The 13,557-nt window shown below is 71.0% G+C and carries 11 protein-coding genes and 1 tRNA gene; 6 read left to right on the forward strand and 6 right to left on the reverse strand.

The features are described from left to right. Positions 1-18: 18 nt before the first annotated feature. Complete coding sequence (locus G6R20_RS00170) at positions 19-402, reverse strand: hypothetical protein (RefSeq protein ID WP_163375209.1); 384 nt, start codon at positions 400-402, stop codon at positions 19-21. Positions 403-689: 287 nt separating this feature from the next. Here G6R20_RS00170 and G6R20_RS00175 point away from each other — a divergent pair, with 287 nt between their 5' ends. Further along, positions 690-1,832 (forward strand): DNA gyrase subunit A, encoded by a 1,143-nt coding sequence (locus G6R20_RS00175; protein ID WP_163375210.1) that lies wholly within the window; start codon positions 690-692, stop codon positions 1,830-1,832. 35 nt (positions 1,833-1,867) lie between these two features. On the opposite strand, the gene G6R20_RS00180 is transcribed toward G6R20_RS00175, so the two are convergent. Further along, a complete protein-coding gene (locus tag G6R20_RS00180) occupies positions 1,868-5,308 on the reverse strand; it encodes a UvrD-helicase domain-containing protein (RefSeq protein ID WP_163375212.1) in 3,441 nt (1,146 codons plus the stop codon). Then, the gene (locus G6R20_RS00185; RefSeq protein ID WP_240341204.1) at positions 5,305-8,229 is read right to left on the reverse strand and encodes a PD-(D/E)XK nuclease family protein; all 2,925 of its coding nucleotides are present in this window, start codon (positions 8,227-8,229) and stop codon (positions 5,305-5,307) included. The genes G6R20_RS00180 and G6R20_RS00185 overlap by 4 nt, the downstream gene beginning before the upstream one ends. A gap of 235 nt (positions 8,230-8,464) precedes the next feature. Between G6R20_RS00185 and G6R20_RS00190 the strand changes: the two genes are divergently transcribed. Together G6R20_RS00190 and G6R20_RS00195 are read left to right on the forward strand one after the other, a co-directional pair. Beyond that, a complete protein-coding gene (locus G6R20_RS00190) occupies positions 8,465-9,037 on the forward strand; it encodes a hypothetical protein (protein ID WP_240341205.1) in 573 nt (190 codons plus the stop codon). A 60-nt stretch (positions 9,038-9,097) separates the two neighbouring features. Beyond that, positions 9,098-9,171 (forward strand) — tRNA-Asp (locus tag G6R20_RS00195). A 57-nt stretch (positions 9,172-9,228) separates the two neighbouring features. On the opposite strand, the gene G6R20_RS00200 is transcribed toward G6R20_RS00195, so the two are convergent. Both G6R20_RS00200 and G6R20_RS00205 read right to left on the reverse strand, forming a co-directional pair. Then, positions 9,229-10,086 carry a hypothetical protein gene (locus tag G6R20_RS00200; protein WP_163375214.1) on the reverse strand — a complete coding sequence of 286 codons (858 nt, stop codon included), beginning with the start codon at positions 10,084-10,086 and terminating at the stop codon, positions 9,229-9,231. A 4-nt stretch (positions 10,087-10,090) separates the two neighbouring features. Further along, the gene (locus G6R20_RS00205; protein ID WP_163375215.1) at positions 10,091-10,681 is read right to left on the reverse strand and encodes an HD domain-containing protein; all 591 of its coding nucleotides are present in this window, start codon (positions 10,679-10,681) and stop codon (positions 10,091-10,093) included. A gap of 210 nt (positions 10,682-10,891) precedes the next feature. On the opposite strand from G6R20_RS00205, the gene G6R20_RS00210 reads away from it, so the two are divergent. Genes G6R20_RS00210 through G6R20_RS00220 form a run of 3 tightly spaced genes read left to right on the forward strand, consistent with a single transcriptional unit; the run spans position 10,892 to position 12,406 of the window. Further along, positions 10,892-11,200: a hypothetical protein gene (locus tag G6R20_RS00210; RefSeq protein WP_163375216.1), complete on the forward strand. Its 309-nt coding sequence runs from the start codon at positions 10,892-10,894 to the stop codon at positions 11,198-11,200. Then, positions 11,197-12,174, forward strand: coding sequence for a WXG100 family type VII secretion target (locus G6R20_RS00215; protein ID WP_240341206.1), 978 nt, complete (start codon positions 11,197-11,199; stop codon positions 12,172-12,174). The genes G6R20_RS00210 and G6R20_RS00215 overlap by 4 nt, the downstream gene beginning before the upstream one ends. Then, a complete protein-coding gene (locus G6R20_RS00220) occupies positions 12,155-12,406 on the forward strand; it encodes a hypothetical protein (RefSeq protein ID WP_163375218.1) in 252 nt (83 codons plus the stop codon). Before G6R20_RS00215 ends, G6R20_RS00220 begins: the two co-directional genes overlap by 20 nt. Positions 12,407-12,415: 9 nt before the next feature. Here G6R20_RS00220 and G6R20_RS00225 read toward each other — a convergent pair whose 3' ends face one another. Then, positions 12,416-13,474, reverse strand: a complete 1,059-nt coding sequence (locus G6R20_RS00225) for an NAD(P)-dependent alcohol dehydrogenase (protein WP_067715405.1) — start codon at positions 13,472-13,474, stop codon at positions 12,416-12,418. Between the last annotated feature and the right edge of the window lie 83 nt (positions 13,475-13,557).

Here is a 13,557-nt window from a genome sequence, read left to right on the forward strand (position 1 = left end):
GGCTCAGTCGGCGATGGTTCAGGCGGCGATGACCAGCGCGCCGACGACGCCGCCGAACCCGATCGCCTGGAGCGTGACCGCGATCGTCCGCCCGAGTTCGGTGCGGGCCGCCGCGTGGACCCGGGGGCCGGCCAGCGTGACCGCGAAGACCATGACGATGGCCGCGACCGCGGTGAGCGAGCCGGCCAGCCTGGACGCCACCCCGTAGACCGCGGCGACGCCGAGCAGTCCGCCCGCCAGGACGGCGATGATCGTCGTCAGTGGCGCCGGGAGGACGGTGGCGTGGGTGGTGGGCTGGGTGAGTGTTCCGGTGCCGGGGCGGGTGCCGCCGTCGACGCCCGGGGTCGCCGTGGTCTCCGATCCGCCCCGCCGACGCTCCTCAACCATCTGGGTGTTGCTCATGATCCGGACCCTACGCAGCGATCCTCGCCGGAACCTCGGTCCTTCCTGAGGGTTCCGTTTGTACGTCATCAGTGCTGGTCAACCCCCCTACCCGCGGTGGAGAGATCGGTCACATCCGGTCGGATGCGCGCCCCTGTGGCCGCCGCCTCGGGGGCCGCGGCCGTGACGCTGTGCCGGAGGCGCCGTGGCGCCATCCTGGAACCGCCACGGGAGCGCGGGCGGGCGTAGGATTCCCGCGGATCTGAGGGGGCGAATGTGTGGTTCGTCGACGTGAAGAGGGGGTTGTCGTGGGCGCTGCGCGTGCCGTCGGTGGATGGTTCGAACCCGGTGACGACATCGGGCGGTCCTGGGACGAGGCGGAGGCGATCCTCCGGGCGTGCGAGGACATCGACGGGGTGATGGCGGCCATCCGCGACGCAGAGTCGCCGGTCGAGGCGCGTCGGGCGCTCAAGCTGGGCTTCGGTTTCACCGGCCGTCAGGCGGCGCTGCTCCTCACCCTGCCGGTCATGGCGTTCACCCGCTCGGAGCGCACGCGGATGGACGAGGGCCGCCGCGCTCGGATGGACCTGTTGGCCGACGTCACCGGCTTTCTGCCCGCCATCCCCGACGAGCCGTCCCCGCCCCCACCGGCCCCGCTGCGGACCGTGCCTCCGGCCGCCGAGGAGGACTGGGTCGCCGGTGGCGGGTGGAGCGAGGAGTTCGACGGCGCTCTCGCGCGCATCAGTTCCGCAATGGGGGAGTCCCGGACCGCCCCCGATTCCGAGCCTCACCCGGACCCGCCGGCGTCGGGTACCGGCGGCCGGTCGGCTGGTGGTCGCCGGTCGATGGTGGGGCAGGACGACGCCTCGGCGGTGCTCGACGAGCAGATCGGCGAACTGGCCGACGCCCTCGCGGAGCTCCTTCGGGTGGCCCCGGTCGTCGCCAGCGACGGCGCACCGTGTACAGACGATCCCCGGTGGTCCGCGAGTTCGTCGGGCGCTCTACTGGACAGGTGCGGCGTCGACGACGCCACCGGGATCCGCACCATGTTGTGGCACCTGCGCAGGACGGGCCTCGATGCGGTAGAGGGGCTGTTCCCGTTCGCGGAGCCACTCACGGCGGCGCAGGGGTTCGACGTGCAGGCGGCGAGGTTCGAGCAGGCGATGGGGACCGGCACCCTCGGGTCTGAGCCGGGTGGTGACGCGACGTGGGCGGGTCGGTTGTGGCCGTTCGCCGAGCGCAGCGGGTTCGGCTATGCGGTCTGCTACCGCGCCGGTCGCGACGCCGGCTCGGTGTGGGCGTACGGCGGGGGCCAGCCCCTTCACCGGATGTGGGATTCGGTCGTGGATCTGCTGGTCGAGCTCTACCAGGCCTTCACGGTGGGCGCCCCGTGCGACTCGGCACTCGCCGCGGTCGCGGACGGCCGCGTGGTGTGGAGCAACCTGGGCTGACCTCGTCGGGGCCCCGCCCCCGCAGGGGCGGGTCGTCAGCCCAGGTCGCGGGCCACCACCGTCGGGCGGGCCCCGCGGCAGAAGACCAGCTCGATCCGCCGCACCGTCTTTCCGGTGGTGCCACCGAGCAGCTCGGCGTAGGCGCACAGTTGGAGCAGGTACTCGTCGACGGTGTCCACCGTGACGGCGACGTCGGTCTTGTAGTCCACGATCGTCAACGAGCCGTCGGCTTCCTCCACCACGAGGTCGACGACCCCGTCCACCGCGACCGTCGTCCCGTCCGTTGTGCTCAGCGGCCCCGCCACGGGTAGCTCGGCCCAGTGGGTGCGAGTCGCCGCCCGCCGGACGGGCTCGGAGGTCAGTGCGGTTCGCGCGACGGAAACCATCTCCGCGACGGCCTCCGGGTTCCGGCTCCCGCGCAGGGCGCCCCCCAACCCGAGGGCGACTAGTTGGTCCGCCGCCCATCGCTCCCAGTCCGCGATCGAGGAGTCGCGGTCGGCGGTCGGCCCGAGCAGGCGGCTCAGGTCCGTGTACTCGGCCAGGTAGTGCACGGCGGTACCGACGTCCGGCCCGGAGGCGAGCGGGGTGCCCCGCGGTGCGGGCGGCAACTCGTCCGGTCGCGTCGGGGCCGGGCTGAACCGGTCGCGCAACGCGGCAGCCAGCCGTTCGGGAAGTGGGCGCGGTTCTCGGGCCTCGTCGTCGCGTGCGTCGTCGCCGGTGCCGTCGGAGGCACTCTCGGCTTCCGGGTGCACGATCCGGGTCGCCGACCAGCCCGCGCGCTCGGCGGACCTGGCAGAGATCCGCCGGCTGCGTTCCACCCATTCCGCTTCGTCGGGCACGTCCACGGCGGGCGCGGCGGCAACCTCGAGCAGGTTCTCGCCGTACTCGACCAGATCGGGCGCATCGGCGTCTTCGATGACGGAGCCGAGGAGTGTCCCCCACAGGCCGGCCTTGGGTTTTCCGTCGGTGTTGAGGGCGTAGCCATGGCCGGAGACCGCGAGGCGGCTCTGCGCGCGGGTCGTGGCTACGTAGAGAAGCCGGATCCGTTCGGCGCGGGCGTGCTGTTTCTCCAGATCGGCGGCTGGTGTGTACCCGGGATCGCGGACGGCAGCGGAGAACGACACGGCCGGCCGGGGAGTCTCGTCGTCGGTCCACAGGAGCCGGCCCTGACCGTTCGGCCAGCCCCGACTCATCCCGGCCACGATGACCATCGGGTACTCCAGGCCTTTTGAGGCGTGGATGGTGTTGATGCGTACGGCGTCCACCCCGATCTCGGGGATGGCGGCTTCGGGGACGCGGGCGTCCTCCGCGGTCAGCGTCAATGCCCAGGCGGCGTAATCCCGCAGGTCGGCACGCGCGGGGTCGGTGGCGGACTCCTCCCATTGCCATGCGTGCTCGATCACGAACCGGATCCGCCGCCACAGGTCGCGCCGGCGCGGAGATTCGGCGACGGACTCGAAGACCATGCGGTCGTGAACGAGCCTCTCCAACAGCTCGCCGGGGCGCCGGGTGTCGCGGGACAGGGCCGAGAGGTAGCCCATCGCCTCGGCGACGGGCGACGCCTCGAGGTCCGTGGGTGCCGGTGCGCCGGGAGCCCAGGTGCCACCGGCGGCGCGCCAACGCAGGAGGTCGTCGTCACCGCAGCCGAACAGCGGTGACCTCAGCGCGCCCACGAGGGAGGCCTCGTCGGCGGTGTTGGCCACGGCGCGAACGGCCAGGAGAAGGTCGCGGATCTCAGGTGTCCCGTAGACGATCGACGAGGCCTCGGTGCGGTAGTCGATCCCGGCGTGGTCGAGGCAGGTCTCGAGCATGGGCAGGGACCCGCGTGACGGCAGGAGGATCGCGATGTCGGCCAGTCGCAGCGGGGTCTGCCCACCTTCTTTGGACTCGTGGGTCCAGCTCTCCCGGATGGCGGTGGCGATCACCCTCGCCACATCGGAGGCCTCGGTCCAGTGGCGTTCGGTGGCTTCCTTCGAGTCGGGTGGGCAGTGCTCGGGAACGTCCTCCGTGCGGAAGATGAACGGTCGCGGCCCGTGGGCGGGGTCGTGCTCGGGCCGGCTCGGTGCGGGTTCGAGATCCCGGTACTCGGGTTGGATGCCGTCGGAGGCGGTGAGTACCTCTGAGAACACCTCGTTGACCCAGTTGAGGACCGGACGTGAACAACGGAAGTTCGTGCTGAGTCGCTCGATCTCGACCCCGCCCACGTTGTCGGCGCCACCCCGGGCGCGGAGATAGGTGGCGATGTCGGCACGCCGGAACCGGTAGATGGACTGCTTGGGGTCGCCGACGGTGAAGAGCCGGCCGGGTTCGGGTCCGGAGCCGTCGGTTGCGGTGGTCAGCAGTTCGGCGATGTCCAGCTGTATGGGGTCGGTGTCCTGGAACTCGTCGATGAGGATCCGTTGGTAGCGTGCCCGGACCCGCTCGCGGACCGTCGGGTTCTGCAGTAGTTCGCGCGCGAGGACGAGCTGATCGTGGAACTGCAGGGTGCCGTGGCGGCGGCGGTCGGCGGCGTGTCGTCGGACCACGGGGATGAGGGCGTCGAGCACCACCGCGATGCGTGGACGCCAGTGCTCGACGAGGATCGCCTCGCATACGGAGGAGAGCTGCTTGATCTCCTCTTTGATCTCCTTGACCACGTCGGTCCCGCCCCAGCTCGCGCCCTTGCCGCCGCGACCTGCCTTGACCGGATCTCCCAGGAGTTCCATCCAGGAGGGTGACGCGGTCGGGTCCGTGGCGGCGTCCTGCAGGTTCGCCAGCCAGGTCTCGTGGTCGTCGAGGACGGCGTAGAGCTTGTCCGTCTCGTCCTGGCAGGAGTCCCGCCACCCGACGATCGATCCGACGGCAGCGACCACCTCGGCCAGATCCGGCGACACGGGCAGGTCCGCGACGTCCGGGTACAGGGGATCGGTGGGCAGGCGGTCCCAGTCACGGTGCAGTGCCTCGACCACCTCGCGGAACGCGTGGGCATTCACGCCGGCGTCGAGCATGTCGTCGACTGCCTGCGCCAGATTGCCTGATCGAGTGGCGGTCGGGCCGCTGCCGAACAGGAGGGTGGCGGACTCCTGCCACAGGGCTTCGACGGCGGTGGCTTCTGCGGTGTCCTGTTGGACGGTGACCCTCGGCGGGATCCCCGCCTCGAGGGGATTCTCCGAGAGCAGCCGCAGGGCGAAGGAATGCAGCGTGCCGATCGCGGCGGTGTCGAGGCCCGCCAGTGCGGCATCAGCCCGGTGGTCGCCCTTGGCGCGCAGGTCGACCAATGTCACGCGGAGCCGGTCGCGTAGCTCGGCGGCCGCCTTCTCGGTGAAGGTGATCGCTGCGATTCGGTCGACGGGCACGGCGTCGTCCAACAGGAGCGTGCTGAGCCGGCTGACCAGGGCATGGGTCTTTCCGGTCCCGGCGCCGGCCTCCACGAAGAGCGTGGCGGAGGTGTCTGTTTCCACGCGGAGACGGGCGGCCCGGTCGGGGAGGTGGCTCATGTGGTCGTCTCCGATTCGTTCTCGGTCGGGTCGGCGGCGACGAGGCCGGCGAATGCGGGATGGGACGCGATCGGTACCTGCTGGGACAGCTGCTCCCAGGCGCGGTCGAGCTCCGTGCCCCCGATGAGCTTGGCCAGGTCACGGGACGACCCTCGCCCGCCCTTGAGCGGGAACCAGCCCCGCTGGAGGGCGTCCACCAGATTGCCCACGTCCTCACGGACCTTGGCCATGACGTCGACGGTGATGTCGAGGGAGATCTGCTCGAACTCCCCGCGCTCGGTGCAGTACCAGTACCGCACCTCGCGAACCGGGAGGTCGTGGGATGCCTCGGCGGCCGCGGCGTAGAGCGGCAACTGGAATCGCGTGCCGGAGATGGTGGGATCATCCTCGGTCGGCCGGTCTTCTGACTCCGGTGGCTTCCCGGTCTTGTAGTCGGTGACCCGCTGGGCGTCTCCGCGCTCATCGAGCCGGTCGATGGACCCGGCGAGGAGGACCGATGTCGCGCCGCGGGAGGTGGTCACCTCGAACGGGATCTGGACCACCGAGCCGTCGGGGGCCTGTCGGCCGAACCCGAGCTCGGTAGCGGCTGGGGCCCACCCCGCCTCGAAGTCCACCTCATCCTCCGAGAACCACCGGTCCAGCTCGGCTCCGAGCAGGATCTCCCTTCGGCGCCACAACGAGGCCACGAGGCCCGGCGAGGTCGCGATGGCGGCCTCGCATTCGCTGCGAAGCGCTCTCATGAGCAGGTCGCGGTCCGGGCCGGACCCGGTCTCCAGCCGATCGGAGATGTAGCGCTGGAGGATCGAATGGACCAGGTCGCCGTAGTCGCGCAGGTCCATTTCGATATCTGCAGCCGGGTCGTCGAGCGTTCGGACCCGCAACACCGTGGAGAGGAAGAACAGGTAGGGACTCTGTGCCCAATCCTCCAGCCTCGTGGGCGAGAGCGGATGGTCGAGGAAGGTGAGCAGGTCGGCAGCCGACGAGACGTCGCCGGTGAACCGCGTGAACCGGCCACGCCGACGGTCCTGACGCATCTCGTGGGCGCGGACCAGCAGATCAGGGGCATCCGCCCGAGCCAGCCACCCGTGGGCGGAGAGGTCCCGGATCCGCAGTTCGGCGAGGGTGGCCGGGTCCGAACCGAGGGCGGTCGGCGGGGTGAGCACGCCGTCGACGAACGAGGGCACTGCGGTGACGGCCGGGCATCCGTCGACGTCCTGCTGCCACTTGGTGGCGCGAACGGACTTCCGGGCGAGTCGGGACAGGGTGGGCAGCAGCCAGCGGGACGGGATCCGGTCGCCGCCGCCTCGCATCGACCCACGGGGGAACGAACACATGCGGTGCTCGGAGCCGGCGGTCAGCGCCAGCTGGAGAACCCGGTACCGCTCGTCGAGTCGTTCGGAGGAGGGGGGCTCGACCGCGCCCTCGGGGACGAGCGGGTCGGGCTTGTGCAGGACCGGGAGCAATCCCTCCGCCATTCCCACGACGCAGACGGTGTCCAGATCGCGACCCACGGCGTCGTCGATCGGCCCCAGGGCGACCCCGGCGCCCTCCTCGCCGACACGGTCACCGATCGCGTCCAGTCGCGTGGCGACCGCACCCACGACGCGATCCCGGGTGATCGCCGGCGCGATCGTATCCAGATCGCCTAGGGAACCGAGCACCGCGAGCACGGCGGCCCGGTCGGGGGCCTGACGGAACAGTGAGGCGACGAGACCTGTCACAGCCCGTGTGGCCTCCGTCCAGGTACGCGCGGCGTCGACGGCAGCGAGTCCGGAACGGATGTTTCGGATCAGGCGCAGCAGCGCGGCAGCGGCGGCCCGTTCGGACTCGGCGAGGGCCTCAGGCTCGGCCTGCAGATACTCGGCCAGTCGCTCCCAGTCGCCGGCACCGATGACGGGGAAGCGCGTCCGGGTGAGGATCTCGAGCCGCCGGGACGAGACGGCGGCGCCGTCGTCGTCGAACGGGGCGATCGCACCTTCGGCGATGATCGAGAGGAGATCGGCGCGGGGCATCCGGTCGGCATCCAGGCCCAGCAGCCGCACGATCGTACGGCCGGCGGGGGAGCGGCCGAGTGCCGCGTCGGAGGGGCCGTAGACGGTGATCCCGGCTTCCGCGAAGGCTCGGTGGAGAAGCCGCAAGTAGGGGTCCGGTGAGGGGTAGTAGACACCGATTTGGTAGCCGGGGACCCCGTCTGCGAGACGCGAGCGGACGAATCGGACCACTGCGCGCACCTCGTCATCGGAATCCGACGCGTGGAGCACGTGGGTGCCGGTGACCGCCTTCCCGGTGCCGGGCTCGGCGGCAGAGGCGAGATGGTCCGATCCGGTGCCGGGAAGAGGGGAGATACCGCGCTGATCCAGCGCGGCCCGCAGCCTGCGCTCGGCCTGAGTCCCGCGCAACGGTGCGGCGAGCACGATCCGGCCCAGCTCGTCCAGACGCTTCAGCGCGATGCCCACGGCCTCGAACTGCGTGTAGTACGCGGCACCTGTCATCGCGTGGACCTCGTCGGCCAGCCGGAGGACCTCCGAGTGCAAGCGGGTCTGCGCGCCGACCGACCCCGGCTCGACGGTCCCGAGCCGCAGGCAGGCCTGGGCCACAGCCTGCCCCGTGACGGGCTCGGCGGCGACCGACTCGAGGTACCCCGGGTCGGCGTCCAACGCCTTCTCGACGGCGGCGGCTAGGAGCGGGAACGGGAGTGCGGCCCTCGGTGCCAGTGCGGGAGCCGAGAGCTCGCTGATCACCTGGGAGGCGGTCCGCACCGCCACGTTGACCGAGCCACCACTGAGCGCCAACGCCCGGACGAGGTCCCGGACCGCACCGAACGAGGGCACGAGGACGGTGATGCGGCCGAGGGGGTCGGTACCGCGGAGGCGGTGCACCTCGGCGGCGAGGGCGGTGGGATGAGCCTGGGATCCGGTCACACCGCCATGGTGCCCCACGGGTCCGACAACCCCGGGGTGGACGGTCTCTCATCACCGCTGACGGCGTCGGACCCTGCTGCTACCGTCCGGTCAGACCGGCCCACCCGGGGCAGCGGAAAGCGAGGGGGCACCGCCGATGTCGTACGGCTGGGACAATGGGGCGGCAGGATCGCGGACACCGCAGGGATGGCAGGGGTCCGGGTATCAGTCCGAACCACAGCGCGGGGGCTCCGGCGTGGCCATCGCCCTCATCGCGCTCCTGGCGATCCTGGCGCTGGCGCTGATCGGCGCGATCGCTTATCTCTTCCTGCGCCCGGGCGGCGTCTCCGGCGACGGGTCGGGTCAGGTGGTCGCTGTCTCCTCGTCGTCGTCCCCCACGGCTCCCTCACAGCCCCCGGTCACGGAGACCGCCTACACAACCGCGCCGGAGCGCGAGACCGTCACGGTCACCCGCGAGGCGCCCGCGACCCGCTCGTCGCCGACCGTCGGGTATCCCGCCGGCGCGGATTCCTCCGGCTGGGTCGACAACCGTCAGGCACGGTGCAATGCCGGTGATCCGGCGGCGATGATCGGCCGCACCACCCAGGCCTCGTTCTCCATCTGCGTCAATCCGGACAACGGCCGGTACTACTACCGCGGCTACGCCGACGGGGCCGGGGTGGAGATCGACGATCCCGCGGTCTCCGGTGGCTCGGCGATGGTCGCCAACAACGACGTCCTCTACTCGATCGACTCGTCGGGAATGTGGATCTACCAGGGTGGGGAGCTGATCTCGAGCCAGCCGATGGTGTCCTTCTGGGCGGAGTGACGGGGTGGTCGAGGGCGCGGTCGGGGGTTCCGCTAGTGTTTTGCCTCGTGCCACGAGCACGGCCCTGTGGCGCAGTTGGTTAGCGCGCCGCCCTGTCACGGCGGAGGTCGCGGGTTCGAGTCCCGTCAGGGTCGCCGGAGAGAGCCGGTGCATTCGGTCCACGCCGAACGCACCGGCTTTCGTCTGTCCGGCTACCGCGGCCTCAGCCTCGCGGCGATCGCGTCCCGCGTCGAGGAGAACGTGAACAGGAAGTGTTCGAGCGCTACCTGGGCGTGGCGGGGGAGCAGCGGGGCGACCGGCACGGTGGTCCGCTGCAGGACGTGCCGGCCGTCGAGGATCCACGACGTGCGGTCGTCGTCGAGATTGAGTCGGGCCAGCTCGAGCGCCGTGTCGGACCTGGAGCGCACTCCCCGCACGACCCACGCCCAGAGGCGTGCGTACGGGTCGTCCTCGGCGAACGAGACGTGCATCCGGTGGCCGACGTGGTCAAAGACGATGGCCCCGCGGTCGTCGACCACGCAGGCCCGTCCCGTCACTCTCTCGACGATCGCCTCGAACCGTTCCCGGGCGTCCTCGTGGTCGGCCACCTCCACCGCCACGTCGATGGGGTTCGGGTGGTCGGCGGGGTCGTTGCCGATGGGGATCGAGTCCCAGCGGAGCAGACGCAGCGGTCCGGTGTGCCGCCCGACCGTGCCCTGGCAGCGCAGAGTCAGCAGTTGGGGGTGCGGTACCCCGAGCCGGTCGCGGCAGGCATCGACGACCGCCCGGGCGATGGTGCCGGGCGCGGTGGGGGCGGTGTGGGCGATCATCTCCTCCACGAGGGGGTGACCGGCGAGGCGCACGGTCACCCAGGTGCGCTCACCGCCGGGCGCGAGGTGGACGACGCACCGCCCCCGCGTTCCGGACGCGTCGGACGGCGCGGTGAACTCCATCGCGCCGACCGCCCCCGACCTGCGCAGATGGCCGGCCAGGGTGGCCTGGAAACCATCCCAGGGGTTCTCCGCCGGACGCAGCGGCGCGCTGCCCGGGCCGGAGAGCTGGTCACGCACGGCCTCATCCCACCGGGGCGAGGGCGGCCACGTCGTCGACCGCCCGGCGGAGTTCTCGCGAGGCGGTGCAGTCACCGAGCCGTTCGGCGACGGCGTCGGCGATCGCGCGGTAGAACCACAGTTTCTCCTCCGGCCCGGCGTTGAACAGGCCCCACATGTCACCGCCCAGCCGCTCGTGCGCGGTGACCATCGAGCGCAGGTTGTGGATCTTGTCGGCGGCCGAGATGAGCAGGCACTCGTGGGAGTCCTCGGCCAGTCGCGCGAGGTAGCCCTCCTTGCGCACCCGCCACGGCGGGGTCTGGACACCGGCGGTCTTCTCCTCCGAGACGCCGCGAACGAGCTCCGTGACCCGCTCGCCGAACTCGTCGGTCATGTCGTCGGCCGAGTACACCGATGGCGGCACGTCCTCCAGGACGTCGTGCAGCAGCGCTGCGACCGCCACGTCCTCGTCGTCGGTGAAGTCGGAGACGATCAGCGCCACCGCGACCGGGTGGGCGATGTAGGGCGTCGGGTCGTCCTTGCGGGTCTGGCCGGCGTGGCAGCGGGCGGCGACCGCGAGCGCGCGGTCGAGGGTGGGGGTCCAGGTGAGCGACATGGTGCACTCCTCGAGGGAGAGGTCCCGACGCCGGGCGACGCCGCCGGGTCGTGGGTGGAACCGGCGGTGACCGGTGTCCCTTCCACACTCCCGAGTACACACCACGGGTACGACACGGGGGAACCGATCGGCGTGGGGCGCGCGTCGTACGTGGTGAGGACGCCACGGGGGCGTCCCGGTAGTAGACCGGAACGACGACGAGGAGGGCTCGTGCCCGACGGGACGATCAGGGCGGATGCCGGGAAGATCGCGAGCGCGGTCTCGGTGTTCCGCGACTGCGGGGAGGCGGCCACGGAGGTGGCGTTTCCCGAGGTCGCGGCGCGGCTGGGCGGCGGTCTTCCGGGCGGGTCGGCGATCGAGCAGGCGGTGGACCGCGCGTGCGGTGCGGCAGCGGTGTGCGCCGAGAGAATCGCGGGTCGGCTCGGGGGCCTGGCCGACTTCGCGGCCGAGGCGCACCGGTTCCTCGAGGCCGAGGATGAGGACTTCGCGGCTCTCCTCGCAGCGGTGGCCCGGCGGTGAGCTGGACAGTCGCGGACATTCGTCGTTGGGACGTGTCCGCATTGGCGGCGGCCGGCGGCGAGGTCGGCCGGCAGCACTCGGTGGCGCAGGGCATCCGGAGGGACCTGGTCGACGGTGCGATGGAGCTGGATGATGGCTGGGACGGGGCGGCCGCTGACGCCGTCCTCGACACCGTGGAACGTGAGAAGTCGCACGTCAGCACGCTGGCTGACGGACTCGAGGATCTGGCTGATGCTCTCCGGAGCTCGCACGCTGCTCTGGGGCCGGCAGTTCAGACGGTTCGAGATCGGATCGCCGATGCCGGGGCAGCCGGACTCGAGGTGAGCGAATCGTCGGTGCGTCCGTTGTCGGGTCGCGACGACATCGATCAATCGACGGTCGATGAGCATGCGGAGGCGATCAGCTCCGCGGTCGACACCGTTCGCTCCCTCGATGAGCACTACGGGCGCGAGATCGACCAGATCGCCGCTCGGCTGCACGCCGCGATCCCACCCGAGGTCGATCGGTCGCCGATCCCGGGCCCGGACGACCCGTGGCCGGGTCGCGGTGTGGACGCGATGACGGGGGCCGCGTCACGGGGTTACCCGGACGTCGCCGATGAACTCGATCCACTGACGCGGGGGAGACACACGCTCAACCCGGCCCCGGATGACTTCGGCAGAGCCGCGGCGACAGGACTGCGGGGGCTCGGTAGGGTCGCCGGTCCGGTCGGTGGCGGGCTTACGGTGTACGACGGCGTGAAGGCCCATGCCGAGGGGAGGACGTCGACCCGCGAAGCCCTCCTGGAGACGGGCACTGCGTTGGGAGGCGGAACACTCGGCGGGCTGGCTGGTGGAGCGGCGATGGGATCGATCTTCGGTCCGGTGGGCACGTTCATCGGCGCCGGCATCGGTGCGGCCGTGGGTACCTATCTGGGGCAGAGGACCGGCGATGTGATGCACGACGAGTTGTTCGATGAACGGTTGGAGGGGTGACGTGGGGGCACAGTACGAGAACGGGCAACAAGACCCGCGGGACAACCGGGTTCGGCCGTACGAATATCCGGCTCTCGAGCCCGAGGTCGGCTACTGGGCCGAGAGGTGGGCCGAGTTCACGCGTTTGATGTCTGTTGGCTGGAACGACGGCTACACCAAATCGGTCGTCATCGGCTCGACAACCGTGGTCGTCGTCACGATGGTCGGGAGCTGGCTGTTCGGTTGGCGCTGACGCCCACCCCTAGAACGTCTTGGCGTCGATCACGAACCGGTACCGGACGTCGGAGCTCACGACGCGGTCGTACGCCTCGTTGATCTTGTCCGCCGAGATGAGCTCGATATCGGCCGTGATCCCGTGCTCGGCGCAGAAGTCGAGCATCTCCTGGGTCTCGGGGATCCCCCCGATCATGGACCCGGTCAGGATCCTGCGCCCAGCGGCGACGGACCCTGCCCGCACCGACATCGGCTCGGTCGGGATACCGATGTTGACCAGCGCCCCGCGCGGCTTGAGCGTGGCGAGGAACCGGTCCATCGGCAGGCTCGCGGAGACGGTGTTGAGGATGACGTCGAAGGTGCCGCGGAGCTCCCGGAGGGTGGCCTTGCCCTCGTCGCCGGCGGTCGCGTAGTGCTCCACGGCGCCGTACTTCAGCGAGTCGTCCCGCTTGGAGGTGGTCTGCGACAGGACCGTCACCTCGGCACCCATCGCCACCGCGAGCTTCACCCCGACGTGTCCGAGTCCGCCCATGCCGATCACCGCGACCTTTGTGCCCGGGCCGACATTCCACTGCTTCAGCGGCGAGAACATGGTGATCCCCGCGCACAGCAGCGGCGCCGCCGCGGCCGGGTCGAGCCCGTCCGGTACGGACACCACCATCGGCTCCTCGACCACGATGTGGGTCGAGTAGCCGCCGTTCGTCACCGGGCCCTCGGGGTCGCCCTCGGGCAGCGGGGAGCCGTAGGTCGCGACCGACCCGCGCTCACACTCCTGTTCCTGGCCGGCCTGGCAGGAGGCGCACTCGTGGCAGGCGCCGACCAGGCACCCGACGCCCACGCGATCGCCCACCGCGTGCCGGGTGACCTCGGAACCGACCTCCCGGACGATGCCGACGATCTCGTGCCCGGGTGCCACGGGATAGGTGGTCTTCCCCCACTCGCCGCGCACGTGGTGGATGTCGGAGTGACAGATGCCGGCGTACTCGATCTCGATGAGCACGTCGTCCGGGCCGGTGTCCCGACGCCGGATCGTGGTCTTCTCCAGGGGTGCGTCCGGTGCGGTGGCGGCGACGGCGGCGACGTCCATGTGTGGTCTCCCTCGGGTCGGGTCAGGTGTGCACGCCACAGTAGAGAATGTTCGGCGTGCGCCGCCGCCACGGCATCTGCGGC

The organism is Dietzia sp. Alg238-R159 (genome assembly GCF_900537145.1).
Lineage (GTDB): Bacteria > Actinomycetota > Actinomycetes > Mycobacteriales > Mycobacteriaceae > Dietzia > Dietzia kunjamensis.

What these genes read in the sequence shown, in the direction of transcription:
- G6R20_RS00170 (WP_163375209.1), bottom strand. Translation starts at nt 402, where the DNA reads ATGAGCAACACCCAGATGGTTGAGGAGCGTCGGCGGGGCGGATCGGAG.
- G6R20_RS00180 (WP_163375212.1), bottom strand. Translation starts at nt 5,308, where the DNA reads ATGAGCCACCTCCCCGACCGGGCCGCCCGTCTCCGCGTGGAAACAGAC.
- G6R20_RS00205 (WP_163375215.1), bottom strand. Translation starts at nt 10,681, where the DNA reads ATGTCGCTCACCTGGACCCCCACCCTCGACCGCGCGCTCGCGGTCGCC.
- G6R20_RS00220 (WP_163375218.1), top strand. Translation starts at nt 12,155, where the DNA reads ATGAACGGTTGGAGGGGTGACGTGGGGGCACAGTACGAGAACGGGCAA.
- G6R20_RS00225 (WP_067715405.1), bottom strand. Translation starts at nt 13,474, where the DNA reads ATGGACGTCGCCGCCGTCGCCGCCACCGCACCGGACGCACCCCTGGAG.